The following is a 24,926-nucleotide window of genomic DNA, read 5'->3' as shown; positions in this document are numbered from 1 at the left end:
CAGCGCGAAGCGGGGAGGTGACGGATGCCGCGGCCGCGGCATCCGTCGTCGCTCAGCGCGTGCGGTGCTGGGAGTAGTAAGCGAGGAGCGCCCGCGTCGAGGCATCCTGTGCCGCGATCGCCGTCTCGTCGCCCTCGATCGCCGGCGCGATCTGCAGGGCCAGCTGCTTGCCGAGCTCGACGCCCCACTGGTCGAACGAGTTCACGCCCCAGATGACGCCCTGGGTGAAGGTGATGTGCTCGTACAGTGCGACCAGCTGACCGAGCACCGCGGGCGTGAGGGCCGGTGCGAAGATCGACGTCGTCGGCCTGTTGCCCGCGAACGTCCGCGCGGCGACGAGGGCGCCGGTCGTGCCCTCGGCCTCGACCTCTTCGGCGGTCTTGCCGAATGCCAGCGCCTTCGTCTGGGCGAGGAAGTTCGACAGGAACAGCCCGTGCACGTCGCGGCCGCCGTCCTCGAGAGCGTACGCGGGATTCGCGAAGGCGATGAAGTCCGCCGGGATCAGGCGCGTTCCCTGATGGATCAGCTGGTAGAACGCGTGCTGGCCGTTGGTGCCCGGCTCCCCCCAGAAGACCTCGCCGGTGTCGGTGGTGACGGGGGAGCCGTCCCAGCGCACCGACTTGCCGTTGGACTCCATGGTCAGCTGCTGCAGGTACGCGGCGAACCGGCTGAGCTGCTGCGCGTACGGCAGCACCGCGTGGGACTGCGCGCCGAGGAAGTTCGAGTACCAGACGTTGAGGAGTCCCATCAGTACCGGCACGTTGCGCTCGAGCGGGGTCGTGCGCATGTGCTCGTCGACGGCGTGGAAGCCCGCCAGCAGCTCGCGGAACACCCCGGGTCCGAACTCGATCATGAGCGACAGGCCGATGGCGGAGTCCACGGAGTACCGTCCACCCACCCAGTCCCAGAAGCCGAAGGCGTTCACGGGGTCGATGCCGAACGCGGCGACCTTGTCGAGTGCGGTCGAGACGGCGACGAAGTGGTGGGCCACCGCATCCGTCCTCTGCTCGTCGCCGCCGTCGATCGCGCCCGCCTTCTCGAGACCGGCCCACAGCCAATCGCGGGCGAGGCGCGCGTTCGTCAGCGTCTCCAGGGTGGTGAAGGTCTTCGAGGCGACGATGAAGAGCGTCGTCTCGGGGTCGAGGCCCTTGGTCTTGTGCGCGAGGTCGAAGGGGTCGATGTTCGAGACGAAACGCGCCTGGATGCCGGCGGTCCCGTACGGCTCGAGGGCCGCCGAGACCATGACCGGGCCGAGGTCGGACCCGCCGATGCCGATGTTGACGATATGGGTGACCTTCTTGCCGGTCACGCCCCGCCACTGGCCCGACCGCACGCGGTCGGCGAACTCCGTCATCGCGGTGAGCACCGACTGCACGTCGGCGTCGACATCCTGCCCGTCGACGACGAGCGGGGGCTGGGCGCCCGCCGGCCGGCGCAGGGCCGTGTGGAGCACCGCGCGGTCTTCGGTGGTGTTGATGTGCTCGCCGGCGAGCATCGCGGCGTAGCGCTCGGCGACGCCGGTCTGCTCGGCGAGGCGCACCAGAGCCGCGAGGATCTCGTCGGTGACGAGGTTCTTCGACAGATCGACGTGCAGGTCGGCGAGCTCGAAGCTGAGGCGCTCGGCGCGGCGGGGATCCCCGGCGAACCAGCCCCGCAGATCGGGCGCGAACGAGTCGCGGAGGGAGCTGAGCTCGGCCCAGGCGGACGTGGCGGTGGCATCGATGGGAGCTGTCACGCACCCCAACGTACCCGCGCAGATGCCGGCGTTGGTTACGCATTTCTCACCGGTCGGCTGGGCGCGCTGTGAGTCTCGGCGCCGGTCTCGCGCGTGCTCGACGACCGTAGGCTTGAGCCTCATGCCCTTTCCCTCACCCGGCCTGCGACTGATCGCCGTCGACATGGACGGAACCCTGCTCGACGGCGAGGGCCGCATCCCCGACGCGCTGTGGCCGCTGCTCGGCCGCCTGCACGCGCGCGGCATCCGCTTCGCGCCGGCGAGCGGGAGGCAGCTCGCGACCCTCCGCCGGTCCTTCGCCGGGCACCTCGACGACGCCGTCTTCATCGCCGAGAACGGCGCGTACGTCGTCGAGGGCGAGACCGAGATCAGCTCGGACGCGATGGATGCCGCGTTCACCGCATCGCTCATCGCGCGCCTGAGGAGGATCGCGGCCGACGGCAGCGACCTCGGCGTCGTCGTGTGCGGCAAGCGTTCCGCCTACATCGAACGGGCGGATGCCGCATTCCTCGCCGAGGCGCAGAAGTACTACGCGCGTCTCGAGACGGTCGACGACCTTCTCGCCATCGACGATCAGGTGCTGAAGATCGCGATCTTCGACTTCGCCGACGCGGCGGCCACCGCGCCCGCACTCGACGACCTCCGAGCGACGCACCAGGTGGTCGTCTCCGGACACCACTGGATCGACGTCATGAACCAGGGCGTCAACAAGGGGCAGGCGCTGCGCCGGCTCCAGGCCGCGACCGGCATCACCCACGAGCAGACCGCGGTCTTCGGGGACTATCTCAACGACCTCGAGATGATGGATGCCGCGTCCCTGTCGTTCGCGATGGCCAACGCCCACCCGCAGGTCGCCGCACGCGCGCGCTTCCGGGCTCCGTCGAACCTCGACCACGGCGTCATCACGACGATCGAGAAGCTTCTCGACGGGTGAGCTGCTCGCGCACGCCGGTGCGCGGCATCCGTCATGTCGGGATCGTGTGTTCTCGCCGAGGTGACACGATCCACCCGTCGACGACGTGTCACCTCGGCGAGAACACACGATCTCGGCGCAGGCGGCCGAGTCGCGCCGGCCTCCTGCCGCCAGGTGGGTAGCGTGTCGGGCATGGCGGTGAGTCAGAGCAGGCGTGCGCGCGCGGCGCGGCGTCGCGCCCGGCGCGTGGCCGCCGCCGACAACGACCTCACTCTCGACGAGTGGCAGTCGCTCCTCGAGGCGTGGGGTGCCTGCGCCTACTGCGGCGGAACGGACGGCCCGTTCCAGAAGGACTGCGTGCTGCCGATCTCCCGCGGCGGGAGGTACACGTTCGAGAACGTCGTTCCCGCGTGCCGGTCGTGCAACGCGAGCAAGTGCAACGACGAGGTGACCGGCTGGCTCCGCCGCAAGCGGCTGGACGAGCGCGCGTTCCTGCTCCGCCACGTCGAGGTGCTGGCCGCGTGGCGGAGCGCCGGGCACCCGCCGGCCTGACCCCTCCGCGGTCGCATCCGCGTCCTCAGTCGGGTCGGCTGAGCAGTGAGATCCCGTCAAGCACCGCCCGCTGCGTGGCCGGCGACCCGAGCACGCGGAAGTGGCCGGCGGCAGGCACTTCGATGTTCGTCGCGCCGTCGAGTGCGCTGCCCTCGGGGATGTGCGGATCGTACGGGCCGAAGACCGAGACGATGCGGCCGTTGATCGACGTCTCCCGCCCGAGCATGACGATGGTCTCGTCCTCGGGCAGGAAGGCGCGGATGCTGGGATCCACGAAGATGCGCGCCCGCCGTGCTCCGCCGAACGGCGTGGCGACGGCCACCAGGCCGAGAAGCCCCAGCGGGCGGGCGCCGGAGCCGGGTGCGGCGCGGGCGGCGGCATCCGTCGGGTCCGCTCCGGAGGCGGCCGCCGCAGCGGCGCGAACCGCCGCGCCCGAGGTCATGAGCACGTGCTTGCCGATGAGCCCGCCTTTGCTGTGGGCGACGAGCACCCGCCCGGCGGGGGGAGCCGGCGTCGCCGCGAGCATGCGCTCGAGAAGGTCGGCGGTGTCGGGAACGCTGTGCCGGTTGACGCCGAGCCCGTGCACGACCTGCACGCGGTGGCCGGCCGCCGCGACCGCGTCGCCGAGCGGGCGCAGGAACGTCCAGTGCTCGTAGACGCCGGGCAGCAGGTACACCTCGGGAAGGGCCGGGTCACCCTCTCGCCACGAACCGGGTGTCGGGCGAGGGTGTCCGATCGACCAGGGGAACGAGAAGACCGTCAGCTGCCGGCGCCCCGCGTAGAGGTAGTCGGCGGCCCACCACAGCCCTCGCCGCAGCGCGGAAGGGCGGGGAGGGGCGACGGATGCTGCCCGGTCGGCCATTCCCGCAGTCTACGAGCGCGGCGGGGTCTCGGTGCCGCGGACGCCGGTGATCGCGCATTCCACGACCGATGCCCCGAGGGCGTCGATCACCTCCGGCGGCTGCCACCGGACCGGCCCGTGCACGGCGATGTCGGCGAAACCGTGCACCGCCGACCAGCAGGCCGTACGGTGAGAGCACCGAATGTGAACACTGTCCGCATTCAGCGGACGCCCTCGCATCCTCCTCTCCGACCGCGAACACGCCGAAGGAATCCCATGAGCCAGCCGAGCCCCGCCGGGCCCGCGCCATCCGAGGAAGCCCCGCAGATCACGCCGGGCCCGCGCACGCTGCGGGCCTTCTACCAGGTGCTGGTCAACACCGCGCTCGCCAACGTGACGAGCAGCTACCTCTGGTTCTCGCTCACCTTCTGGGTCTACCTCGAGACGCAGTCCGTCCTCGCCACGGCGATCATCGGCGGCTCGTACATGCTGCTCGTGGCGGTGTTCGGCGTCGTGTTCGGCGTGATCGTCGATCGCATGAAGAAGAAGGCCGTCATGCTGCTCTCGAGCATCGTGACGACGAGTGCGTACCTCGTCTCGGGGGCGATGTTCCTGGCGTTCCCCGAGAGCGCGCTCCTGGACTGGACCGGGCCTTGGTTCTGGGCTTTCGCCGGCGTGGTCCTCATCGGCGGCGTCGTCGAGAACCTCCGAAACATCGCGCTGTCGACGACGGTCACCCTCCTGGTGCCGGGCGACCGGCGAGACAGGGCGAACGGGCTGGTCGGCGCGGTGCAGGGCATCGCCTTCATGGTCACGAGCGTGTTCTCCGGCCTGTCGATCGGCCTCCTGGGCATGGGCTGGACCATCGCGATCGCCGTCGCGGCCACCGCCGTGGCGCTCATCCACCTGCTGTTCGTGCCGATCCCCGAGCGCGGCGTGGCACACGTCGAGGGAGAGGTCGCGAAGGGTTTCGGATTCCGGGGCGTGATCCCGGCGGTCATGGCGGTGCCGGGCCTTCTCGCGCTCGTGCTCTTCTCCACCTTCAACAACCTGGTGGGCGGCGTCTTCATGGCGCTCATGGATCCGTACGGCCTGACCCTGTTCTCGGTCGAGATGTGGGGCATCATCCTCGGTATCACGAGCTTCGGCTTCATCATCGGCGGCTCTCTCGTGGCCAGGTTCGGGCTCGGCAAGAACCCGGTGCGCACGCTGCTGCTGGTGAACGTCGGCATCGCCCTCCTCGGCATGACGTTCGCCATCCGCGAGTGGTGGTGGCTGTACGCGCTCGGCATCCTCGTCTTCATGGCGCTCATGCCGATCGCCGAAGCGTCCGAGCAGACCATCGTGCAGCGCGTCGTGCCCTTCGAGAAGCAGGGCCGCGTGTTCGGTTTCGCCGCGAGCGTCGAGTCCGCTGCGGCGCCCGTGTCGGCCTTCCTCATCGGACCGGTCGCGCAGTTCTGGCTGATCCCCTACATGGGGTCGCCCGAGGGTCAGAACACGTTCGGCTGGCTGCTGGGCGACGGCGAGGCGCGGGGCATCGCGCTCGCGTTCGTGGGTGCGAGCCTCGTACTGCTGCTCGTCGTGCTGCTCGCCTTCGTCTCCAGGCCCTATCGCGAGCTCTCCGACGCATATGCGGCGGCACCCCCGTCGCTGCAGGTCGCCGGTGCGGATGAAGGGGACGGACAGGGGACGGATGCCGGCAGCCCGGTCGCCGCCCCGGTCGACGAAGACAACCTGCGTTCGGGCCTGCGCTGACGAGCCTCAGCCGAGTTCGGGCGTCCGCGGCGGCGGTGTGCGCCGGGCGCGGAGCGCCTCGAACGCAGCGGCCCAGGCGAGCAGGTCGGGGTCGGAGTACGCGCGGCCGGCGATCGTGAGGCCCACGGGCATCCCGATGTCTGCCATCGTCCCCATCGGCACGGTCACCGTCGGGATCCCGAGGTGGCGGATGGCGAGGTTGCCGTTGGCCACCCACACGCCGTTGCGCCAGCCGAGATCGGCGGATGCCTCGTTCACATCCATGTCAGCGGGGCCCACGTCTGCCACCGCGGGGAAGAGCACGGCGTCGAGGCCGAGGGCCGACATCCACTCCTCCATGTCTACGCGGCGCGTCTCTTCGAGCCCCCGCACCCCGTCGGCGATCTCGGGGATGTCGGTGAAGGCGGCATACGGGTGCTCGCGCACGTGCGCGGGATAGGTCGCGATGTCGTCGTCGAACCCGGTGTACCGGTCGGGGAGCGCGCCCGGCGGGTGCGGGAAGATCTCTGCGCCGTCCACATCGGAGAGCCGGTGGATCGCGGGGTCGCCGTTCGCTCGGAGGAAGTCGTCCCAGGCCCACGCCGACAGGTCGACGATCTCGTGCTGCAGGAAGGCCTCGGTGACGAGTCCGCGCGTCTTGATCGTCGGCGCACCGGGACGGTCGCCCTCGTAGTTCGTCACCGCCGGGAAGTCGACCTCGATGACCTCGGCGCCGGCGGCTTCGAGGTCTCTCCGTGCGCTCTCCCACAGCGCGATCACCGAGGCGCGCGTCTCGATGCGGGTGCCGGTGGGCCCGCCGATCCCGCCCTCCGGATTCGTGCCCGCCTCCGGATCGGCGTTGATGTACATCCGCGGCACGCCGAACCGGCGACCCGCCAGGGTCGCGCGGGCGCTGGCGGCGTCAGCCGGGGCGAGCGCGGGGTACGACGCGGGGCGGGTGGCCGAGGCATCCGGGATCTCGATCCATGGCTGCGCGCGCCAGAAGTCGCCTCGAGCCTCCGGGTCGTCGGCCACCATGACGTCGAGGATCTCGAGCAGGTCTGCCATCGTGCGGGTGTGCGGCACGACGACGTCCATCGTCGGCACGAGCGGCCAGTTGCCCCGCACCGAGATGACGCCGCGCGACGGGGTGTAGGCGCACAGCGCGTTGTTCGAGGCGGGTGCGCGGCCGCTCGACCACGTCTCCTCGCCGAGGCCGAAGGCCGCGAACGACGCCGCGGTGGCCGTTCCGGAGCCGTTGGACGATCCCGACCCGAAGGCCGACGTCAGGTACTCGGCGCTGTACGGGCTCTCGGCGCGCCCATAGACGCCGCGCTGCATGCCGCCGTTCGCCATCGGAGGCATGTTCGTCAGGCCGACGAGGACGCATCCGGCCCCGCGCAGCCGCTCGATCGAGAACGCGTCGCGCTGCGCGACGAGATCGGCGAAGGCGGGGGAGCCGGCGGCGACCGTGAGTCCCTCGGCCATGAACGAGTCCTTCGCCGTGTAGGGGATGCCGTCGAGCGGGCCCCGGAGGCGGCCTTCGGCGCGACGGAGATCGGATGCCGCCGCCTCGGCCCGCGCGCCGGGATTGCGCACGATCACCGCGTTGAGGGCGGTCGCGGTGCCGGGGGCGTCGTAGGCGTCGATCCGGGCGAGGTACGCGTCCAGGAGCCCGACGGCGGTGACCTCGCCGGACTCGAGTGCGGCGCGGAGCTCGGCGATGGTCTTCTCCACCACCGGAAAGCTCATCGGGTCACCGCCGGCTGTTGCTGCGTGATGCAGTGGATGCCGCCACCGCCGGCGAAGATCTGGCGCGCGTCGACCGTCACGGCGCGGCGGCCCGGGTACGCCTCCTCGAGGATCTCCCGGGCCCGCGCGTCGGCCCGCTCTTCGCCGAAGCCGCAGGCGATCACGCCGCCGTTGACGACGAGATGGTTGACGTAGCTGTAGTCGACGAACCCCTCGCGGTCGCGGAGCGTCTCGGGTGCGGGCAGGTCGATGATGTCGAAGCGGCGGCCCGCGGCATCCGTCTGCTCGGAAAGGAACGAGCGCAGCCCCCGCGAGACCTCGAAGTCGGGGTGGTCGGGGTTCTGTTGCTGGTGGAGCAGCAGGCGGCCGGGTGCGGGGATCGTGGCGACGATGTCGACGTGGCCGTTCGTGCCGAACTCGTCGTAGTCGCGGGTGAGCCCCCGCGGCAGCCAGACGACTCCGGTGGCGCCGATGGTGCGCGCCAGCTCCTCCTCGACGCGCGCCCTGTCGGCGAAGGGGTTGCGGCGCGGGTCCAGCTGCACGGTCTCGGTGACGAGGACGGTGCCCTCGCCGTCGACGTGGATGCCACCGCCCTCGTTGACGAGGAGCGAGCTCACGACCTCGGCCCCGGCGAGACCCGCGGTGAGACGGGCATGCTCGGCGGCCTTGCCCCACGACGCCCACTTGGGTGCGCCCCAGCCGTTGAAGATCCAGTCGACGGCTCCGAGCACGCCGGGGCGCTCGTCGTCGACGACGAAGGTCGGACCGTGGTCGCGGAACCAGAACTCGTCGACGGGCGTCTCGACGATGTCGATGGCGGCGTCGAGCATGCGGCGGGCGCGATCGACCTTGGAGGGGTCGACGACCATCGTGACCGGCTCGAAGCCGGCGACGGCGTTCGCGACGGCGCTCCAGGCCGCGTAGAACCGCTCCTGCTCCACGGGGTCGTCGCCGAGCGTCGGTCCCTCGTTCGGGAACGCCATCCACGTCCGCTCGTGGGGATCGCCTTCGTGCGGCATCCTCCAGCCCATCGTCGCGCCCCGTCTCTTTGCCTGTCCGGCGACTCGGAAAGTAATTGATCTAGCGATCAATAAGAAAGCTACCTATGCTGGCGGGACCATGTCAACCACCTCTTCGCGCCCACGCAGTCGCAAGGCGCCTGCCGAGCGGGCCGCCGAGATCGTCGCAGCGGCGACCGCCATCGCACGCGAGCAGGGCCTCAGCGGCCTGACGCTCCGCGCCATCGGCGAGCGCGCGGGGGTGGCGTCCGGACTCGTCGCCCACTACGAGCCGTCGATGGACGATCTCGTCGCGCGGGTCTACGCCGACCTCGTCGAGGAGGAGATCAGCGATGTCCAGCGCATCGTCGCCACCGCCGGCGACCCCGCAGCCCAGCTCGGCGCGCTCATCGACACCCTCATGGACGGCGGTCGGGAGGAGATCACCGTCATCTGGGTCGAGAGCTGGGCGCTCGCCCGGCGCAGCGACGCGCTCGCCCTCGCCGTGCGCGCGCAGATGCAGCGGTGGCAGGCCCTCGTCGAGGGCATCGTCGAGGACGGATGCCGCGCCGGCGCCTTCACGACCACCGAGCCCGGCGAGGTGGCGTGGGAGCTCATCGGCATGATCGACGGCCTCAACGCGCAGTCGCTCGTCCGCGGGTCGGGGCCGGCGCGGTTCGCCGAGCGCACCGCCCGTGCCGCAGAGGCCCTCGTCGGCGCGTCTCCCGGGTCGGTCCCGGTCGCCAGGGCGTAGCTAGGCGGGACGCGTCCGACTCCCGTCTTCGGAAGACCGATGGGCGCGACGTAGCCCCGGACCGCCCGCGATGCAAGCCCCTGCGGCGGCCGGGTGCCGCGACCTACGGTCGAGGCAGAGCAAGGCCAACCCAGGGCACAGAGCAAGGAGACGGCCATGACGAATCAGATCCCCTACGAAGGACCCCTCGGCGACGACGACGACCCGGCCCGCGAGGATGATGCGGACCTCGGCGACGGCGACGGCGTGCTCGGGGACGTGTTCGACGACGACGATCGCCCGCTCGACCCGGACCTCAATGATGACCAGATCGACAGCGCCGCGGCCGACGAGCGGGCGGCGACCGAGGGGACCGTCGACGTCGACGACCGGCCGTGAGGCGAAGAGGCGGCGATGAGCCCGGTGTCGCACGGCCGGGGCAGGATGGACGCATGACTGCGATCCCCACCGTGACCCTGAACGACGGCGCCTGGTTCCCCGAACTCGGACTCGGCACCTACAACCTGAGAGGCGAGGAGGGGATCGCGGCGATGGTCGCCGCGATCGAATCGGGCTACCGCCTGCTCGACACGGCGGTCAACTACGAGAACGAGTGCGAGGTGGGCGAGGCCGTCCGCCGCAGCGGCGTGCCCCGCGACGAACTGCTGGTCACCTCCAAGATCCCGGGGCGTCACCACGGGCGCGAGGAAGCGATCGACAGCATCAAGGGCTCCCTCGACGCACTCGGTCTCGACCGCATCGACCTGCAGCTCATCCACTGGCCGAACCCGAGCGTCGGCAAGTACGTCGAGACGTGGAAGGGCATGATCGAGGCGCAGCAGCAGGGCCTCGTCCGCTCGATCGGCGTATCGAACTTCACCGAAGACATGCTGACCGAGCTGATCGGAGAGACCGGCGTCGCGCCGACCGTCAACCAGGTGGAGCTGCACCCCTACTTCCCGCAGGGGGCGCTGCGCGCCTTCCACGAGGCTCACGGCATCCGCACCGAGAGCTGGAGCCCGCTCGCGCGCCGCAGCGAGCTGCTCATGGAGCAGATCCTCCGCGAGCTGGCGACGGTCCACGACGTCACCCCGACGCAGGTCGTGCTGCGCTGGCACACCCAGCTGGGCAGCACCCCGATCCCCAAGTCGTCCGACCCCGACCGTCAGCGTGAGAACGCGGATATCTTCGGCTTCACGCTCACCGACGACCAGGTCGCCGCGGTCAGCGCGCTCGAGCGCGGTCGCCTGTGGGACGCCGACCCGCTCACCCACGAGGAGATGTGAGACGGATGCCGCGACCCCGGGCGCACCGCCGGGTCGCGGCATCCGCTTCTCTTACGCGTCCGGAAGGGCCGCGAGCCATTCCGTGAACGTCTGCCGGCCCAGGCGGGCGCCGGCGCCGGGCAGGAGCGCTCCGGAGCGGAAGGCGCGCCCGATCGCACCGGGCGTGTGAACGACGGGCAGCGGTCCGCGGTAGCCGATGGCGTGGGCGTAACGATGGACCATGTCCGCCAGGTCCTCCTCGCGCGGCCCGCCGAGATCGGTCGTGCGGCCGGCGGGACCTTGCTCGGCGAGGTCGACGAGATGCTCCGCGACCTCCCGCACGGCGACCGGCTGGACGCGGCCCGACGGCGCCACGTGCGCGCCCGCGTGCGTGCGGTGGAACATGAGGGCGGCGTACTCGTGGAACTGCGTGGATCTCAGCACCGTCCAGGGCACCTCACCCTCGGCGACGAGGCGCTCCTGCACCAGCTTCCCGGCGTAGTAGCCGTCGGGGGCGGCCTCGGCTCCGACGATCGTGAGCACGAGATGGTGCGGGACGCCCGCCGCCCGCTCGGCCGCCAGCAGGCTCTTGGTGACGCCGGCGAAGAACAGCACCGACACGTCGGGCCTCGGTGTCGTCACGTTCGTCACGTCGATGACGGCGTCGACCCCGTCCAGCGCGCCCTCGAGCCCGGCGCCGCTCAGCAGCTCGACTCCGGTTCGCCGCGACAGCACGATCACCTCGTGGGCGCGCTCGCGCGCGATCCGAGCGAGGTGGGCTCCGGTCATGCCGGTGCCGCCGGCGACGGCGAGTCTCACGAGGCCTCCCGCGGTGAGTCGCGTCGCCAGCGTAGCCCCCGGGCGCTACCTCTGCTCGGAGAGGCGATCCGTGCGGCCGTCGGACGCCGGCCGGCCCACGCGCTCGTCGAGCCAATCCGCGAAGGTCTGGCTTCCGATCACGGCGTCGTCCCCGGGGAGTGCGAATCCCGCCCGCATGCCCTTCATCTGCGCGCCGGGCAGGTTCACCGACGGGATCCAGCCCCGCCTGCCGCTCCGGCGGGCGAACGCCTTGACCATCTCGTCGAGGCGCTCCTCGCGCGGCCCCGCCAGATCTGGGGTGCGGCCACGCGGGGCGCCCGCGGCGAGCGATGCCAGGTGTGCTCCCACCTCGTGCGCGGCGATCGGCTGCACCCGCGCGCGGGGGGCGACGTGGAGCGGACCGAGCCGCGCGCGATCGTAGAGCTGGGCGGCGAACTCGTGGAACTGCGTCGCGCGAAGAATCGTCCACGGCACGTCGGCCTCCTCCACCACGCGCTCCTGCGCGATCTTCCCGGCGTAGTAGTCGTGCGGCATCCGGTCGATGCCCACGATCGACAGCAGCACCGCGTGCGCGACGCCGGCTCGAGCGGCCGCCGCGAGGAGGTTGCCCGTCGCCGCCTGGAAGAACCGGATGGCGGCGTCGGCCGACAGCGTCGAGACGTTGGCGGTGTCGATGACCGCGTCGGCGCCGTCGAGTGCGGCGTCCAGACCCTCGCCGGTGAGCAGGTCCACCCCCGTGCTTCTGCTGAGCACCACGGCGTCATGGCCGTTCGCCCGCAGCGCATTCACGACCTGGCTTCCGACGGCGCCCGTTCCTCCGGCGACTGCGATCCTCATGACCGGCTCCTTCCGTTCCGACGTCTCCGTGATGCGCGACCCCGAAAAGCTGTCGCAGTGGGGCTGACCGACCCCGCCACGCTGATCAGTGCGGCGCGTGGTATTCCGTCTCGCCGCGCTTCCAGTAGCCCTTCACGACGATCTGATCGGGGGCGAGACCCCACCGGTCGAGGAGCAGGGCACGGCCGGGCTTGACGACCGACTGCTCGGCCGCGACGAACCCGAACACGGATCCCGCCGGACGGTCGCCGGCGTCCAGGGCGTCCAGCCGCGTCGCCAGCGCGGCCCCGGCCGGCGCGGTTTCGCGGTGGACCTGCTCCACCACGACGCCGGCGGGAGCATCGATGCGCAGCTCGTGCGCGGCATCCGTCACCTCGACGAAGACGCGGCCGACCGCATCCGCGTCCATCGTCCGTGCGAAGCGGCGCATGGCGGGCACGGCGGTCTCGTCGCCGGCGAGCAGCCACGCGTCGGGGCGGCCGCTCAGCACCTTGGAGCCGCGGGGCCCGCCGACCCCCGCGACCGCGCCGAGCGGTGCGGTCGCCGCCCACGCGGCGGCGACACCGGCCGTGCCCTTCTCGGGCTCCCCGTGGATGGCGAACTCGAGCTCGAGCCAGTCCTCATCCCACGCGAACGGCGTGTACTCGCGGTTCGGCGCGGCGCGCAGCTCCTCGACGGTCTGCGGGTCGCCGTCGGGGAAGAAGATGCGGATGTGGTCGTCGGCGCCGAGCGAAACGAACCCCGCGAGCTCGGCGCCCTGCAGCCGGATCCGCACATACGACGGGGTCAGCCAGTCGCGCGCGACGAGGCGCACCCGGCGGAAGCGGAACTCGAGCCCGGTGGGCTCGAGCGTGAACGTGGACGAGGTCATCATGGAGTTCTCCTCACATGATGATTCTGCCGGGTTCAGGCGTGACGGATCTCGCAGTCGCTCCCGGGAGAGAGGATCGCCTCGTGGCCGTCGTCGTAGCGCACCACCAGCAGCGGATTGTCCCCGCTGCCGCGGACCTCGACGACCTCGCCCGCGCGCTCTGTCGCGCCGACGATACGCCCATGGATGATGACGCGGTCACCGACGCTCGCATGCATGCGGACCACCTCCTGGGGCACACGATACGACGAGCGGGCGGCGAGGGGTAGGGGCAGAGTCCGTCGGCTACAGCTGCGCCCCGTCATCCTCGCGATCCTCGAGTCCGACGCTGCGCCCGCGCCAGGACTCGTAGGCCATGAGCCAGCCGATCGACACGGCCGCCGCGAGCACGAGACCGAGGACCACGTTGCCCCAGATCAGCCCGAAGACGATGCCGAGAGTGAACATGAGCGCCGTGCCGAGCACCCAGCCCGAGTGGCCGCGCGTCCACCCTCTGCGCTTCGTCGTCATGACGGAAGCCTACGGCCGCGGCCGTCACTGCTGCGGGGCGTTGACCGCGACCATCCAGTCGATGCCGTAGCGATCGGTCAGCATGCCGAACCGGCCGCCCCACGGCGGAGTGTCGAACGGCATCGTGACGCTGCCGCCATCCGCGAGCTTGTCCCAGAACCCCTGCAGCGACGCCTCATCGTCTCCGCTCACCGACACCGCGATACCGGCCGGTTTCTCGTAGGTCATGCCGGTCGGGGTGTCGGAGCCCATCAGCACGAAGCCGTCGGGGCTCGTGAGCTGCGCGTGCATCACGAGGTCGCTCTCGGAGGGATCCTGAACCATTCCCTCGTACTGGCCGAACGTCGAGATGTCGAGTTCGCCCCCGAACACGGTCTGATAGAAGGTCATCGCCTCGCGGGCTTCGTTGCGGAAGGAGAGGTACGGGTTGAGGCTGGGCATGTCGAACTCCTGAGAGGGAAGGTGGATGCCGCGCCCGGCCGCGTGGCGCATCCCAGTGTGGTCGCCCCCTCCGACATGGACAAGACGGCACGGAGGCCGCGGCCCTTGAGGGTCAGCGGTCGCGGTGGTCCTCGGGGTGCAGACGCGGGCCCCGGCGCGCTTCGCGCACGCCGCTCGCGCCGATCAGGCGGATGACGCGCTGACGCTGACCCGGCCACGCGGCGAGCAGGCGCAGCATCCCGTCATCGTCCGTGCGGTGTCCGGCCAGCGCATGACCCACCTCGTGGGCCAGGTGGTAGTCGCCGACGCTCACCGCGTCGGGGTCGCCGAGGGCACGGATGCGGGTCTCGGCCGAGGTCCACGGCCCGATGCCGTGCTGGCTGACGAGCACCCGGTCGACGGCTTCGCCGTCGTGCGCCGCGAGCACCGCTCGCACGATCGCGTCACCGCGGCGAGCCGCCCGCACGACGGCCTTCGACTGCGGCGGCTCGAGTCCCGCGCGATGCCACACCCACGAGGGCACGTGCTGCCAGCCCTCGATGGTGGGCGGCGCGAACATCGGCACCGGCGTCGGGCCGGGCGCACGCTCTCCGCACCACGTGACGATGCGGCGCCAGGCGGCGAAGGCCTGCATGCCCGTCACCTTCTGCTCGAAGATCGCGCACGCGAGAGCATCGAAGACGAGACCCGTGCGTGAGAGGCGCAGCCCCGGGTTGCGGTGATGCGCGTCGGCGATGAGCGGATGCCGTGTCGCATCGAAGTCGCCGGCGTCGTCGTCGGCGCCGCACAGCGCGGGAAGCTGCGCGAGCGCCCATTCGCGGCCCGGGCCCCACGCGGCACCGCGGACGACGCCGGGATGCGTCTCGCGGATCGCTAGGGTCGCCACGCCCGCCGGCGTCCTGCTCGCGCGCCAGATCACCGAGCCCGACACCGTGATGGTCGGATCGCCGGCGCCACGCCGCTGGAACAGCACCGTGCGCCGCAGATCGAGCGGGTGGCGTGGGCGGTACTCGGTCTCGAGGGGTCGCCCGTGCTCGGGGCGGGGGTCGCGCGTCGCCGTCGTCGCCGACGGCGGGGCCAAGCGCCCGGCATCCCTCGCCCGCGGGATGCGCGAGAGCGAGGTGGTCATGCCGCCCACCCTACGCCTCGGCCCCCGACATCTCCGCCGGCCGGGAACTCAGAAACGGTCGGGCGAGGGGGTTCCGTGGCCGTAGCGGATCACGACATCGGCGTGACGGTCGAAGCGGTAGCCGACGCCACGGACGGTGCGGACGATGTCTTCGTAGCGACCGAGCTTCGCGCGAAGACGGCGGACGTGGACGTCGATCGTGCGCTCGCCGGGAGCGTCCTCCTCGGTGGATCCCTGCCACAGCGACGTCACGAGCTCGGTGCGCTCGATCGTGCGTCCCTCGCGCAGCACCAGATACTGGAGCAGCTCGAACTCCTTGAAGGTGAACGCGGCGGATTCGCCGTCGATGAGAACGCGCTTGCGCGAGATGTCGACGACCACGCCGCCGGTGGCCGGATCGTCGTCCTCCGGCTCCTCCTGCTTGGTGCGGGCCACGGCCGACGGCTCGTGCAGCGCGAGGCGCACGACGTCGACATCGCGGCCGCCGGAGCCCACGGGGGCCAGCGCGACCGTGGCGTAGGTCTCAGCGGTGGGGGCAAGTTCGGCGATCGTGCGGCGCAGGGCGTCGACGAGGACGCCGAGGTTCACGCCCGATGCGGCGGCCTTCGCCTCGTCGATGCCGACGTAGAGAGCGAAGCCGCGGGGCGCGGTGCCGGCCGGAAGGGCGCGGCCCTGAGCCGGCTCCGGTGCGGGAGCGGCGGGCGCCTCGACGGCGGCGGGGTGGTTCACGGCGCGCAGGTGGCGGACGGGGGCGGAGGCGGGACGGTCGAGGAGAGCGGTGGTCGACATGACGATGGTCCTTGCGGGAGGACCCGGGTCGTGGAGCCCGGGTTGATTCTGTGTTGCGGCCCTGGTCGTCGGAGGCGGCGGGGCCGTCGGCCCGGATGAGGGCCTTGCCCGACGTTGGGCAGTGTGCGAAGCGGATCCGGGTGCGCGTGATCGACGCACGAAACCGGTGCTTCGGGGGACTCTCCCTGCGTTCAGAAGCGGAGAAGGAGCCCGACGGGGGTCACCGTGCTAGTGGCACATTCGACAACACATGACAATGCGGCCGGCCATCATCATGCCGGCAGTCCTGTTCGCCTCCCGGGCGGACAGATACAGCGCGTTGTCAGTCATGAGCCCGATTATTACCGACTTTGTCGGAAAACGTCAAATCGCACGGGTTCCGGCGCCTGATCGTTTCGGAATGTGACAGATTGCTCAGTCGCGTCGAGGGCGACCCTCGCGCCGCACCCGCACGTGGTAGAGGCGGATACTGCTGAGCCGCGCCGGAACGATCGCCGCGACATCCCGCCGCGTGCGTCCTGGCGGGGGAGGCCGGGCGTAGCCTGAGCGGATGACCGAGTTTCGCTTCACCAAAGAGACGGATGCCTCGCGGTACACGCTCCACCGCGGCGACGACCTCGTCAGCGTGCTCGACTATCGCGACGACGGACGCACGGTCGCGATGACGCGGGCGTACACCATTCCGACCTTCCGGGGCCACGGGTACGCGGGCGAGCTCGTGGAGCGCGCCGTGGATGAACTGGAGCAGAGCGGAGACCGCAAGGTGGTTCCGGTGTGCTGGTACGTCGCCGACTGGTTCGACGCGAACCCGTCGCGGCGCGGCATCCTGACTCCCCGCTCCTGACCCCCCGCTCCTGACTCCCCGGCCGGATCGGGGACTGTCGGCGCCGGGCGACCTTGTCAACCCCATGTCGGTGCGCGCCCTCGTATCCGAGGCTGGGCGGAGACGAGAGGAGCGCGCGATGGATCGCGAGCGATCGAGTGACCAGGACCTCCCCGAGGGCGTGATCAACGCCGACCCCGCGGGCGGCTGGGAGAGCGTGGACGACCAGGAGTCGAGGGAACGCAGCGCAGATGTGGCCGCGGCCGATCTGCTGACCGACGCCGCGCTTCAGCCGGACGATCCCGTCGAGGGGGAGGCGGCCCGTCAGGGCGCCGACCCTGATCTTGCAGCCGACAGCGGAAGAGGAGAAGAGCCCTGATGAGCACGACAGGCAACGAATACGAGCAGCCCGGTGTGAACTACCCCGACCGCGAGGACGCCGCGGGTGCGGCGAACACGCCGACGTCCGGTGAGCCGGCGCGCGACCAGCACAATCCCGCCGCACCGGCGCTGGGCGAGCCGGCCCCGGACGCCGAACCGGTCGGTGCCTGGACGGAGGCGCCCGAGCAGGGTGAAGGCGCGGCTGCGGCCGCCGGAGGCGGGGCTGCGCGCTCCGCCGCCACGGACGAGTCCGTCACGGCCCAGCCGCAGGAGGGATCGGCCGCGACCGGACCCTCCGACGGGGCCCGCAGTGGCGAGCCGAGCCACGAGGCGGTCGGCATCGGCGTCATCGACACGTCCGACCACCACGGTCAGGATGAGAACCGCGACACGATGACGGTCGGCCAGGCGCAGCGTGAGCCCGGCGCTCTCGGCACGGAGCAGGAGCAGCGTCTCCCGGCCATGTCGCAGAACAACGCCTCCGACGTCGAGAAGGTCACGGGCATCGTGGCGCAGACCCGCCAGGATGTCGGCACCGAATCCGAGGAGCGGATCATCGAGGTGCTGCGCCAGCGCCTCGACCAGTCGGGCATCGACCTGCCCGACAGCGACATCCAGGAGCTGGCCCGCCAGATCTGGACGGGAGATGCGGCGAGCCCCACCGACCCGGGACACGGCGCTCCGGCCTGACATCGGCGATTCCGTCCGCGGCTTCGGCCGCGGACGGCTCTAGGCTGGCCGCGTGCACATGGAGGACGTGTTCACGGTCGTCGCCGTGGGCTTCGAGGCCGTCGGCGCTGCCGCGATGATCGTGGGCTTCGTCGTGGCGCTCATCCTGGGCGCCCGATCGCTCGCACGTCACGAGGGCGGTCAGACGGCCTTCACGACGCTGCGCACCACTCTCGGCGCCGCGATCCTCCTCGGCCTCGAGGTGCTGGTCGCCGCCGATCTCATCCGGACGATCACCTCGAAGCCCTCGCTCGAAGACGCGGCCATCCTCGGCCTCATCGTCCTGATCCGCACGATCCTCTCGATCTCGATCCAGATCGAGATCGAGGGGACGCTGCCGTGGCGCCGAGCCCTGCTGCGCAGCGGCGGGCAGATGATCGGCGACGCCGTCGCCCGCGACCGGGCGGCGGCGCAAGACACCGCCCGCGCGCCCGGCATTCCGGGCCCCAGCAGCCGCTAGGCCGTCGCGCAGGCGACGCCCGCACTCTCGGCCGGGTGCAGGCCGATCGGCCGCGCCCACGCGCCGCGCTGCGGGCGCACCTCTGCCCGGACGGGGTTCCGGCGCTGAGGCGCGTGGGTGGTCTGACGCTCGCGGATCGAGACGAGGATCGCGTGCTGGCGGTCCCGCGTGCGGGTGTCGTGGCGGTACTGCTGTTCGGCGGCGAAGACAGCGAACATGGTTTCCTCCGTTGGTTGCGACATGGTCAACCTACGAGGGGGCTCCGACATTGCCGGGTGCCGCGTGGATGGCAGGAATCGGCTGGGACGCGGCAGTCGCGACGCCCGGTCAGCTCTCCGCGGCGAACCGGCGGATGAGGCGCGCGGCGGGTGCGGCATCCCGGATCATCGTCTCGTGACCGTGCCCCGCGATCTGCTCGAGCCGGCCGTCGGGCAGGGTCTCGGCCACCTGCCGGCACCAGTCGGCGGGCGCCACCAGGTCCTTCTCCCCGCGCAGCACCAGCGCGGGAACGTGCGCCAGGGGCAGCTTGTCTTCGGGGCGGTGCACGAGCATCGACCGGAACTTGGCGCGGATGCGCGGACCGGCGCGCAGGTACTCCCGCGCCCCCAGCGCGATCACGCGCGGACTCTCGACGGCGATGTCGGCCAGCAGGCGCCTCAGCTGGCGGGACGCCGTGCGCGCGGCCGGATCGACCGTCGGGCCGACGAGCACGATGCGATCGACCACCGAAGGATGCCGCACGGCGACCTCGAGGGCGACCTGGGCGCCCATCGAGTGCCCGACGATCACCGCCGGCCTCCGCACGCGCGCACGCAGGTACGCGGCGACGAGATCGGCCGTGCGCTCGATCGTCAGCACGCGGCGGGGCTCGGGAGCCTCTCCGTACCCGGGCAGATCGAGCGCGACCACCTCGCCGTCACCGAGGCGGTCCGCGAGGTCGGCGAACACGGTGCGGCCCATGCCGATGCCGTGCACGAGCACGTACACCCGCGGCCCCCCGCCGCGGCGCTCGGCGATGATCGTCGCCCCGGCGTGCGTGAACTCCTCGACCGCCATCCCTCAGGCGGCCCCGGACTGGTCGCGCAGCCCCACCCGGTCGGGGATGTCGAACTGCACCCGGGGCAGCCAGGCGCCGGGCTCCGGCCAGGGTCTCGAAGCGGGAAGGCTGCGGATGCGCGCGCGCAGCGCGGCGCCGGAGGCCTCCACGGGCAGCACCCGCGACGGTGCGTGATGCGCGAGGGCGCCCAGCCACCAGTGCCGCCAGGTGCCCTCGATCGCCTCCGGCCCGGCGACGACGTAGTAGTCGGGCATGACGGCCTCACCCGAGGCGAACAGCGCGAGCAGCGCGTCCACCTCGGTCTCGAGCGAGCCGAGCGTCGAGCGCTCCTCGTACAGCTCGACCCAGGCCGACGCGACATGCTCGAGCGGGTCGGCGTCGTGGATCACGTAGGGCATCGACACCGAGGCGACCAGGTGGGCCGCGACAGCCGGTTCGGCTTCCCGGAGCGACAGCGCGACGAGCGCGGGAACGTCGGCGAGCCCGGTGAGCAACTCGTCGCTGTCGGCCCCGACGAGGGCGACGACGGTCGATCGCGGAGCGGTGTCTGCGTTGTGCGCCATGATCCACGATACGACGCGCGGCGCCCCGAAGGCGCGGCGCACCGCCGCACGCGCACTCGGCGCAACGGCCGGGCCGCGCTCACTCGGCCGTCAGCACCACCGTCGACAGGTCGGCCCCGAAGGTGGACCTGGCGTCGGCGAACCCGCGCGAGACATGAGGGATCGGCTGTCTCCGGCCTGCCGCGACGGCGATGTCCGGAGCGGAACGTACCGTGTGAGGCATGCGGATCCTGCACACCTCGGACTGGCACATCGGGCGGTCGTTCCACGGCCATTCGACGCTCGATGCGCTGCGCGGTGTGCTCGGTGCCCTGGTGGAGCAGGTGCGCGAGCACGACGTCGACCTGGTGATCGTCGCGGGCGACGTCTTCGACTCGGCGACGCCGGCCGCGGGGGCATACACGCTCCTGACGGACGTGCTCCGCGGTCTGGCGGATGCGGGAGCCGTCGTCGTCGTCACCAGCGGAAACCACGACTCGGCCGCGCGCCTCGGCTTCCAGTCCGGGCTGCTCCGCGAGGGCGTGCACGTGCTCACCGACGCGGCCGGCGTGGGTACGCCGGTGACCGTGGCCGACGAGCACGGGCCGGTCCACGTCTACGGCATCCCGTTTCTGGAGCCGGTGCTGCTGCGCACCGCCTGGCCGGGGGTGCGCACGCAGGCCGATGTGCTCACGCGGGCGATGGAACTGGTGCGGACGGATGCCGCGACCCGCGGCGGCCGCTCGATCGCGATCGCGCACTGCTTCGCGGCGGGGGTGGAGCCGACGCCGCACCTCGAGCGCGACATCCAGCAGGGCGGCCTCGACGTCGTGCCGCTGTCGGCGTTCGACGGCGTGGACTACATGGCGCTCGGCCACATCCACGGCAGGCAGCAGCTGTCGCCGCGTGTGCGGTACGCCGGAGCCCCGCTTCACTACAGCTTCGACGAGGGTCACAAGCCGCGCGGCTCGTGGCTCGTCGACCTCGGGCCCGAGGGCTTCGCCGGTGCGGAGTGGCTCGACCTGCCCGTGCCGCGCGAACTCGTCACCCTCACGGCCACGCTCGACGAGCTGCTCGCCGACGACCGCTACGCCGAGCACACCGGGGACTGGGTGCGCGCCGCGTACACCGATCCGCTTCCGCAGCGCGATCCCATGCGTCGCCTGCTCGCCCGGTTCCCGTTCTGCGCCGAGGTGAGGCACGCTCCGGCCGCGGTCCCCGCTCAGGAGGCGCGCACGTATGCGCAGCGCGTGCGCGCCGCCCGCAACGACCAGGAACTCGTGGACGCGTTCCTGGCCCACGTCCGCGAGGGCGAGGGCGCGTCCGTCCGCGAGGCCCAGCTCGTCGGCGAGCTCTTCGACGAGCGCACGCGCGTGGAGGCGAACGCGTGAGGCTCCACCACCTTGAGCTCACCGGGTTCGGGCCGTTCCGCGAGCGACAGAGCGTCGACTTCGAGGCCTTCGAGCACGACGGCATCTTCCTGATCGCGGGTCGCACCGGCGCCGGCAAATCGAGCATCCTCGACGGCGTCTGCTTCGCGCTCTACGGCAGCGTGCCGCGCTACGAGACGGGCGACAAGCGGCTGCGCAGCGATCACTGCGAGCCGGACGACCCGACGGAGGTGCGCCTCGAGTTCACCGTGGGCGACCGGCGCTGGCGCGTGACGCGGGCTCCGGAGTACCAGCGGCCGGCGCGGCGCGGCGGGGGGCTCACGAGCGAGCCGACGCGGGCCGAGCTCGAGGAGCTGGTCGACGGGGACTGGGTCGGCAGGGCGGCGAAGCCGCGTGACGTCGCACTCCTCCTGGACGAGGTGCTGGGGCTCAACGCGCAGCAATTCCAGCAAGTGATCCTGCTGGCCCAGAACCGGTTCTCGCGCTTCCTCCTCGCGTCGGGTGCCGAGCGTCAGTCGCTGCTGCGGGCTCTCTTCGGCACACGGCGATACGAGGAGTACGCGCGTGAGCTGGGGGAGCGCAGCAAGGCGGCGCAGCACGAGCTCGAGGCGCTCGGCGAGCGAGCGCGCACGCTGCTCGACCAGGCCGAGCGACTCATCGCGGCGCACGGGCTGCTCCCCGCGGAAGAGGGGGCCCGCGGCGACGCACCGGTCGAGCTCGCGGTGCGGCGCGGCGCGGTCGAGCTGGGTGAGCAGCGAGCCTCGTACCGGCTCGAGACCCTCACCCGCGCGCGGGCAGTGGCCGACGACGCGCGCGCTTCGGCAGAAGCGGCGTACGCCGCCCGCGTCGCGCTCGCGAAGGGGCAGTCCGAGCTGGCCCGGGCGAACGAACGGCTGACGGCCCTGGAAGAGGCCGCCGAGCACGTCGCGCGAGAGCGGGAGCGGATCGATCACGCCCGCAGGGCAGAGCTTCTTCGCGCGCCGATCGACGCGGTACGGCGTGCCGAGCGGGCCGCGAGGGAGGCCGCCGAGCGGGCAGCCGGCGCCGACGCGACGTGGGCGGGAGCGGCGAGCGGCACGTCGCACACCGACGCAGACCTCCCCGGCGTCATCGAGCGGCTGACCGGCGAGCTGGCGTTGTGCACCGCCGCCCTGACGCAGGAGGCGGCCCTCGCCGACAGCCAGGCGCGGTTGACGGATGCCGCGGCCGAAGTGGTGCGGCTCGAGGGCGACATCGCGACACTCGACGCGCAGCGCGCGGCCGTGCCGGCCGAGCTCGCGCGAATCGGCGAAGAACTCGTCGTCGAGCGCGAAGCGGCCGCGCGCCTGGAGCCGTCTCGCGCTCGCCACGAGGAGGCTCGGGCGCGCCTCGCCGCGGCCGAGCAGGCGGAGGAGTTCGCCGACGCGCGACGAGAGTCGGAGGTCGCCCATCGCGACGCGGCGACAGCCGCTGCGGCCGCTGCCTCTCAGGTGGCCGCGCTGCTGCAGCAGCGCCTCGACGGCTATGCCGGCGAGCTCGCGACGATGCTGGTCGAGGGGGAGGCCTGCGCGGTGTGCGGCGCGACGTCGCACCCCGACCCGGCGCTGACCACCGGCGAGCCCGTCACCGACGAGATGATCGCCGCTGCCGAGAAGCACCGCGACGCGACCGTGCGCACCGAGCGAGAGGCCGCCGAGGCGGCGAAGTCCGCGCGGGAACGCCATGCGGAGGCGGTGGGCCGTGCCGGCGGCGAAAGCGCCGACGCCCTTCGCGCGCGCCTCGATGCGACGGCTGACGAACTCGCTGCCGCCGTGCGAGCGGCTGAGCGCCGCGATACGCTCGCCCGCCGGCACGCCGAGCTCGCCGCACTCGACGCCGAGGCCGAGGCCTCCCGATCGGCGCTCTCGGACCTGCTGGGCGAGGCCCGCACCCGCGTCGCGGCGCTCTCGGCGATCGTCGATGCCGCACGCAGCGTCGTCGACGCGGCGCGGGGAGACCACGCGAGCGTCGCCGACCGTGTGGCGGCGACCACCGCGCTTCGCGACGCGGCCCGGGCCGCCTCGAACGCGCGAACCGACGCCGAGCGCTCCGCCGCCCAGGCGGCCGAGGCCGGAGCCGAGCTCACCGCGCAGATCGAGGCATCCGTCTTCGATGACGTGGACGCCGCGACGGCGGCGCTGCTCGCGCCCGCCGATGCCGAAGCGCTGGCCGACCGGATCTCGACGCACGATGCCCAGTTCGCAGCCACGCGCGCTCGGGTGCTGGAGCTCGAGCTGGAGCTCGCGGGCGCGCCGAGCGAGCGCGTCGACGTCGCCGCGTCGCAGGCGGCACTGGCCCAGGCCGATGCCGCTCGCACCGCGGCGCTGCGCGCCGAGCGAGACGCGCACACCCTGGTCGGGCAGCTTCGCGATCTGTCGATGCAGATCGACGATGCGTATGCCGGCGTCGCCGCACGGGCGGCGGACGCGGCGGCGATCGCACGCCTCGCCGACACCGTGGCAGGACGCGCGCCGAACACCATGAAGATGGACCTCGAGACGTTCGTGCTCGCCGCCGAGCTCGAAGAGATCGTCACCGCCGCGAACCTGCGTCTCGCCGACATGTCGTCCGGTCGCTACCGGCTGCAGCACACCGACGCCCGTGCCGCGCGCGGGGCCGCATCGGGACTGGGCCTCGAGATCATGGACGCCTTCACCGGACAGGCGCGGCCGGCCCAGTCGCTGTCGGGGGGCGAGACCTTCCTGGCTTCGCTGGCCCTCGCGCTCGGGCTGGCGGAGGTGGTGACCGCGCGCGCCGGTGGCGTGCGCCTCGACACGCTTTTCGTCGACGAGGGCTTCGGCTCGCTCGACGACGAGACACTCGACCTCGCCATGCGCACCCTCGACGAGCTCCGCCAGGGCGGACGCACCGTGGGGGTCATCAGCCACGTCGCTGCCATGAAGGAGCAGCTGCCGGCGCAGCTCGCCGTCGAGGCGACGGGCGAGGGCCCGAGCATCATCCGCCAGGAGGCCACGGCGCTCGCGTGACCCCGTCGGCACCGGTCGGCGCCGTCGGCTTCAGACTCCGTAGTCGGCGCGGATGCGGTCGCGCAGCTGGTGACTGCAGGCGGTCACGGCCGCGTGCCAGTCCGTGATCGCTCCGTCCTGCGCGCGGTCCGACACCGCCTTGAGCACCCGGATAGGCACACCGAAGCGCTGTGCGACCCAGATGTAGGCGTAGGTCTCCATGTCGACGAGCCCCGCCCCCAGGGGGCGGATGGTGGCGACCGCCTCGGCGTCATCCACGAAGTGGTCGCCGGTGGCGATGATCACCCCGTCGCCGTCCGCGTCGAGCTCCACCAGCGCGGGCAGCGAGACGTGCTGGCCCACGATGCCGTCGATGTCGGTGACGTCGTGCTGGACCGCGCCCGAGATCTCGTAGACGGATGCCTCGAGCCTCGCGTCGATCGCCCCCGCCGTGCCGACCACCACGACCTCGTCGTACGCGGCCGCGTCCAGTGCACGGGTGAGGGCGTAGGTCGCCTGCAGCTTGCCCGGACCGGTGACGAGCCGATCGAAACCGGCAAGGTCGGCGGGGAACGCGACGAGCTCGGAGTCGAGAGCGGCGACGAGGAGTCTCACCTCTCCATCATGTCCCGGTTTCGTC

The 24,926-nt window shown here is 71.9% G+C and carries 29 protein-coding genes; 12 read left to right on the top strand and 17 right to left on the bottom strand.

The features are described 5' to 3' along the window. Positions 1 to 52 precede the first annotated feature (52 nt). Positions 53 to 1,735, bottom strand: a complete 1,683-nt coding sequence (pgi, locus tag ACN9MP_RS15285; RefSeq protein ID WP_426321550.1) for a glucose-6-phosphate isomerase — start codon at positions 1,733 to 1,735, stop codon at positions 53 to 55. A 121-nt stretch (positions 1,736 to 1,856) separates the two neighbouring features. Here pgi and ACN9MP_RS15280 point away from each other — a divergent pair, with 121 nt between their 5' ends. After that, a complete protein-coding gene (locus ACN9MP_RS15280; RefSeq protein ID WP_426321548.1) occupies positions 1,857 to 2,669 on the top strand; it encodes a Cof-type HAD-IIB family hydrolase in 813 nt (270 codons plus the stop codon). A 171-nt stretch (positions 2,670 to 2,840) separates the two neighbouring features. Further along, positions 2,841 to 3,200 (top strand): HNH endonuclease, encoded by a 360-nt coding sequence (locus ACN9MP_RS15275; RefSeq protein WP_426321547.1) that lies wholly within the window; start codon positions 2,841 to 2,843, stop codon positions 3,198 to 3,200. A 25-nt stretch (positions 3,201 to 3,225) separates the two neighbouring features. Here the strand turns inward: ACN9MP_RS15275 and ACN9MP_RS15270 are convergent, their stop codons facing one another. After that, positions 3,226 to 4,062: an esterase/lipase family protein gene (locus ACN9MP_RS15270; protein WP_426321545.1), complete on the bottom strand. Its 837-nt coding sequence runs from the start codon at positions 4,060 to 4,062 to the stop codon at positions 3,226 to 3,228. Positions 4,063 to 4,317: 255 nt separating this feature from the next. On the opposite strand from ACN9MP_RS15270, the gene ACN9MP_RS15265 reads away from it, so the two are divergent. Then, complete coding sequence (locus ACN9MP_RS15265; RefSeq protein WP_426321543.1) at positions 4,318 to 5,796, top strand: MFS transporter; 1,479 nt, start codon at positions 4,318 to 4,320, stop codon at positions 5,794 to 5,796. A 6-nt stretch (positions 5,797 to 5,802) separates the two neighbouring features. On the opposite strand, the gene ACN9MP_RS15260 is transcribed toward ACN9MP_RS15265, so the two are convergent. Together ACN9MP_RS15260 and ACN9MP_RS15255 are read right to left on the bottom strand one after the other, a co-directional pair. Then, complete coding sequence (locus ACN9MP_RS15260) at positions 5,803 to 7,527, bottom strand: amidase (RefSeq protein ID WP_426321542.1); 1,725 nt, start codon at positions 7,525 to 7,527, stop codon at positions 5,803 to 5,805. Beyond that, positions 7,524 to 8,558, bottom strand: coding sequence for an agmatine deiminase family protein (locus ACN9MP_RS15255; RefSeq protein ID WP_426321540.1), 1,035 nt, complete (start codon positions 8,556 to 8,558; stop codon positions 7,524 to 7,526). The genes ACN9MP_RS15260 and ACN9MP_RS15255 overlap by 4 nt, the downstream gene beginning before the upstream one ends. Before the next feature lie 88 nt (positions 8,559 to 8,646). Here ACN9MP_RS15255 and ACN9MP_RS15250 point away from each other — a divergent pair, with 88 nt between their 5' ends. From ACN9MP_RS15250 to ACN9MP_RS15240, 3 genes are all read left to right on the top strand, one after another. Beyond that, positions 8,647 to 9,279, top strand: coding sequence for a TetR/AcrR family transcriptional regulator (locus ACN9MP_RS15250; protein ID WP_426321538.1), 633 nt, complete (start codon positions 8,647 to 8,649; stop codon positions 9,277 to 9,279). A gap of 156 nt (positions 9,280 to 9,435) precedes the next feature. Further along, a complete protein-coding gene (locus ACN9MP_RS15245) occupies positions 9,436 to 9,657 on the top strand; it encodes a hypothetical protein (protein ID WP_426321536.1) in 222 nt (73 codons plus the stop codon). 53 nt (positions 9,658 to 9,710) lie between these two features. Continuing rightward, positions 9,711 to 10,544, top strand: coding sequence for an aldo/keto reductase (locus tag ACN9MP_RS15240; protein ID WP_426321535.1), 834 nt, complete (start codon positions 9,711 to 9,713; stop codon positions 10,542 to 10,544). Between the two features lie 51 nt (positions 10,545 to 10,595). Here the strand turns inward: ACN9MP_RS15240 and ACN9MP_RS15235 are convergent, their stop codons facing one another. The 8 genes from ACN9MP_RS15235 to ACN9MP_RS15200 all read right to left on the bottom strand — a co-directional run bounded on the left by ACN9MP_RS15235 (position 10,596) and on the right by ACN9MP_RS15200 (position 15,919). Further along, positions 10,596 to 11,342, bottom strand: coding sequence for an SDR family oxidoreductase (locus tag ACN9MP_RS15235; RefSeq protein WP_426321534.1), 747 nt, complete (start codon positions 11,340 to 11,342; stop codon positions 10,596 to 10,598). A gap of 45 nt (positions 11,343 to 11,387) precedes the next feature. Then, a complete protein-coding gene (locus tag ACN9MP_RS15230) occupies positions 11,388 to 12,179 on the bottom strand; it encodes an SDR family oxidoreductase (RefSeq protein WP_426321532.1) in 792 nt (263 codons plus the stop codon). A gap of 85 nt (positions 12,180 to 12,264) precedes the next feature. Continuing rightward, positions 12,265 to 13,053 carry a siderophore-interacting protein gene (locus ACN9MP_RS15225; RefSeq protein ID WP_426321530.1) on the bottom strand — a complete coding sequence of 263 codons (789 nt, stop codon included), beginning with the start codon at positions 13,051 to 13,053 and terminating at the stop codon, positions 12,265 to 12,267. 32 nt (positions 13,054 to 13,085) lie between these two features. Beyond that, complete coding sequence (locus ACN9MP_RS15220) at positions 13,086 to 13,268, bottom strand: DUF1918 domain-containing protein (protein ID WP_426321528.1); 183 nt, start codon at positions 13,266 to 13,268, stop codon at positions 13,086 to 13,088. Positions 13,269 to 13,335: 67 nt separating this feature from the next. Beyond that, positions 13,336 to 13,560 (bottom strand): hypothetical protein, encoded by a 225-nt coding sequence (locus ACN9MP_RS15215; RefSeq protein ID WP_426321526.1) that lies wholly within the window; start codon positions 13,558 to 13,560, stop codon positions 13,336 to 13,338. A gap of 24 nt (positions 13,561 to 13,584) precedes the next feature. Then, positions 13,585 to 14,001, bottom strand: a complete 417-nt coding sequence (locus ACN9MP_RS15210) for a VOC family protein (RefSeq protein ID WP_426321524.1) — start codon at positions 13,999 to 14,001, stop codon at positions 13,585 to 13,587. 112 nt (positions 14,002 to 14,113) lie between these two features. After that, the gene (locus ACN9MP_RS15205; RefSeq protein WP_426321523.1) at positions 14,114 to 15,130 is read right to left on the bottom strand and encodes a DNA-3-methyladenine glycosylase family protein; all 1,017 of its coding nucleotides are present in this window, start codon (positions 15,128 to 15,130) and stop codon (positions 14,114 to 14,116) included. Between the two features lie 48 nt (positions 15,131 to 15,178). Then, positions 15,179 to 15,919, bottom strand: coding sequence for a winged helix-turn-helix domain-containing protein (locus ACN9MP_RS15200; RefSeq protein WP_426321521.1), 741 nt, complete (start codon positions 15,917 to 15,919; stop codon positions 15,179 to 15,181). Between the two features lie 550 nt (positions 15,920 to 16,469). Here ACN9MP_RS15200 and ACN9MP_RS15195 point away from each other — a divergent pair. The 4 genes from ACN9MP_RS15195 to ACN9MP_RS15180 all read left to right on the top strand — a co-directional run bounded on the left by ACN9MP_RS15195 (position 16,470) and on the right by ACN9MP_RS15180 (position 18,312). After that, positions 16,470 to 16,763, top strand: coding sequence for a GNAT family N-acetyltransferase (locus ACN9MP_RS15195; protein ID WP_426321519.1), 294 nt, complete (start codon positions 16,470 to 16,472; stop codon positions 16,761 to 16,763). A gap of 118 nt (positions 16,764 to 16,881) precedes the next feature. After that, complete coding sequence (locus tag ACN9MP_RS15190; protein ID WP_426321517.1) at positions 16,882 to 17,121, top strand: hypothetical protein; 240 nt, start codon at positions 16,882 to 16,884, stop codon at positions 17,119 to 17,121. Beyond that, complete coding sequence (locus tag ACN9MP_RS15185; RefSeq protein ID WP_426321516.1) at positions 17,121 to 17,813, top strand: hypothetical protein; 693 nt, start codon at positions 17,121 to 17,123, stop codon at positions 17,811 to 17,813. Before ACN9MP_RS15190 ends, ACN9MP_RS15185 begins: the two co-directional genes overlap by 1 nt. 58 nt (positions 17,814 to 17,871) lie before the next feature. Continuing rightward, positions 17,872 to 18,312 carry a DUF1622 domain-containing protein gene (locus ACN9MP_RS15180; RefSeq protein WP_426326069.1) on the top strand — a complete coding sequence of 147 codons (441 nt, stop codon included), beginning with the start codon at positions 17,872 to 17,874 and terminating at the stop codon, positions 18,310 to 18,312. On the opposite strand, the gene ACN9MP_RS15175 is transcribed toward ACN9MP_RS15180, so the two are convergent. From ACN9MP_RS15175 to ACN9MP_RS15160, 4 genes are all read right to left on the bottom strand, one after another. Further along, positions 18,309 to 18,530 carry a hypothetical protein gene (locus ACN9MP_RS15175; protein WP_426321515.1) on the bottom strand — a complete coding sequence of 74 codons (222 nt, stop codon included), beginning with the start codon at positions 18,528 to 18,530 and terminating at the stop codon, positions 18,309 to 18,311. The two genes, ACN9MP_RS15180 and ACN9MP_RS15175, sit on opposite strands and share 4 nt — an antisense overlap. Before the next feature lie 109 nt (positions 18,531 to 18,639). Next, a complete protein-coding gene (locus tag ACN9MP_RS15170) occupies positions 18,640 to 19,368 on the bottom strand; it encodes an alpha/beta fold hydrolase (protein ID WP_426321513.1) in 729 nt (242 codons plus the stop codon). A gap of 3 nt (positions 19,369 to 19,371) precedes the next feature. Next, on the bottom strand, positions 19,372 to 19,932 hold the full coding sequence (locus ACN9MP_RS15165) for a hypothetical protein (RefSeq protein WP_426321511.1): 561 nt from the start codon (positions 19,930 to 19,932) through the stop codon (positions 19,372 to 19,374). 79 nt (positions 19,933 to 20,011) lie between these two features. Then, complete coding sequence (locus ACN9MP_RS15160; protein WP_426321510.1) at positions 20,012 to 20,155, bottom strand: hypothetical protein; 144 nt, start codon at positions 20,153 to 20,155, stop codon at positions 20,012 to 20,014. Between ACN9MP_RS15160 and ACN9MP_RS15155 the strand changes: the two genes are divergently transcribed. Beyond that, positions 20,154 to 21,302 (top strand): exonuclease SbcCD subunit D, encoded by a 1,149-nt coding sequence (locus tag ACN9MP_RS15155; RefSeq protein ID WP_426321508.1) that lies wholly within the window; start codon positions 20,154 to 20,156, stop codon positions 21,300 to 21,302. The genes ACN9MP_RS15160 and ACN9MP_RS15155 overlap by 2 nt on opposite strands. After that, a complete protein-coding gene (locus tag ACN9MP_RS15150) occupies positions 21,299 to 24,307 on the top strand; it encodes an AAA family ATPase (protein WP_426321507.1) in 3,009 nt (1,002 codons plus the stop codon). The genes ACN9MP_RS15155 and ACN9MP_RS15150 overlap by 4 nt, the downstream gene beginning before the upstream one ends. 30 nt (positions 24,308 to 24,337) lie before the next feature. Here the strand turns inward: ACN9MP_RS15150 and ACN9MP_RS15145 are convergent, their stop codons facing one another. Next, complete coding sequence (locus ACN9MP_RS15145) at positions 24,338 to 24,901, bottom strand: nucleoside phosphorylase (protein ID WP_426321505.1); 564 nt, start codon at positions 24,899 to 24,901, stop codon at positions 24,338 to 24,340. Between the last annotated feature and the right edge of the window lie 25 nt (positions 24,902 to 24,926).

Origin of the sequence: Microbacterium sp. E-13 (assembly GCF_049912955.1) — a bacterium.
In the GTDB taxonomy this organism is placed as follows: domain Bacteria; phylum Actinomycetota; class Actinomycetes; order Actinomycetales; family Microbacteriaceae; genus Microbacterium.
This window is presented reverse-complemented; position numbering and strand designations above follow the sequence as displayed.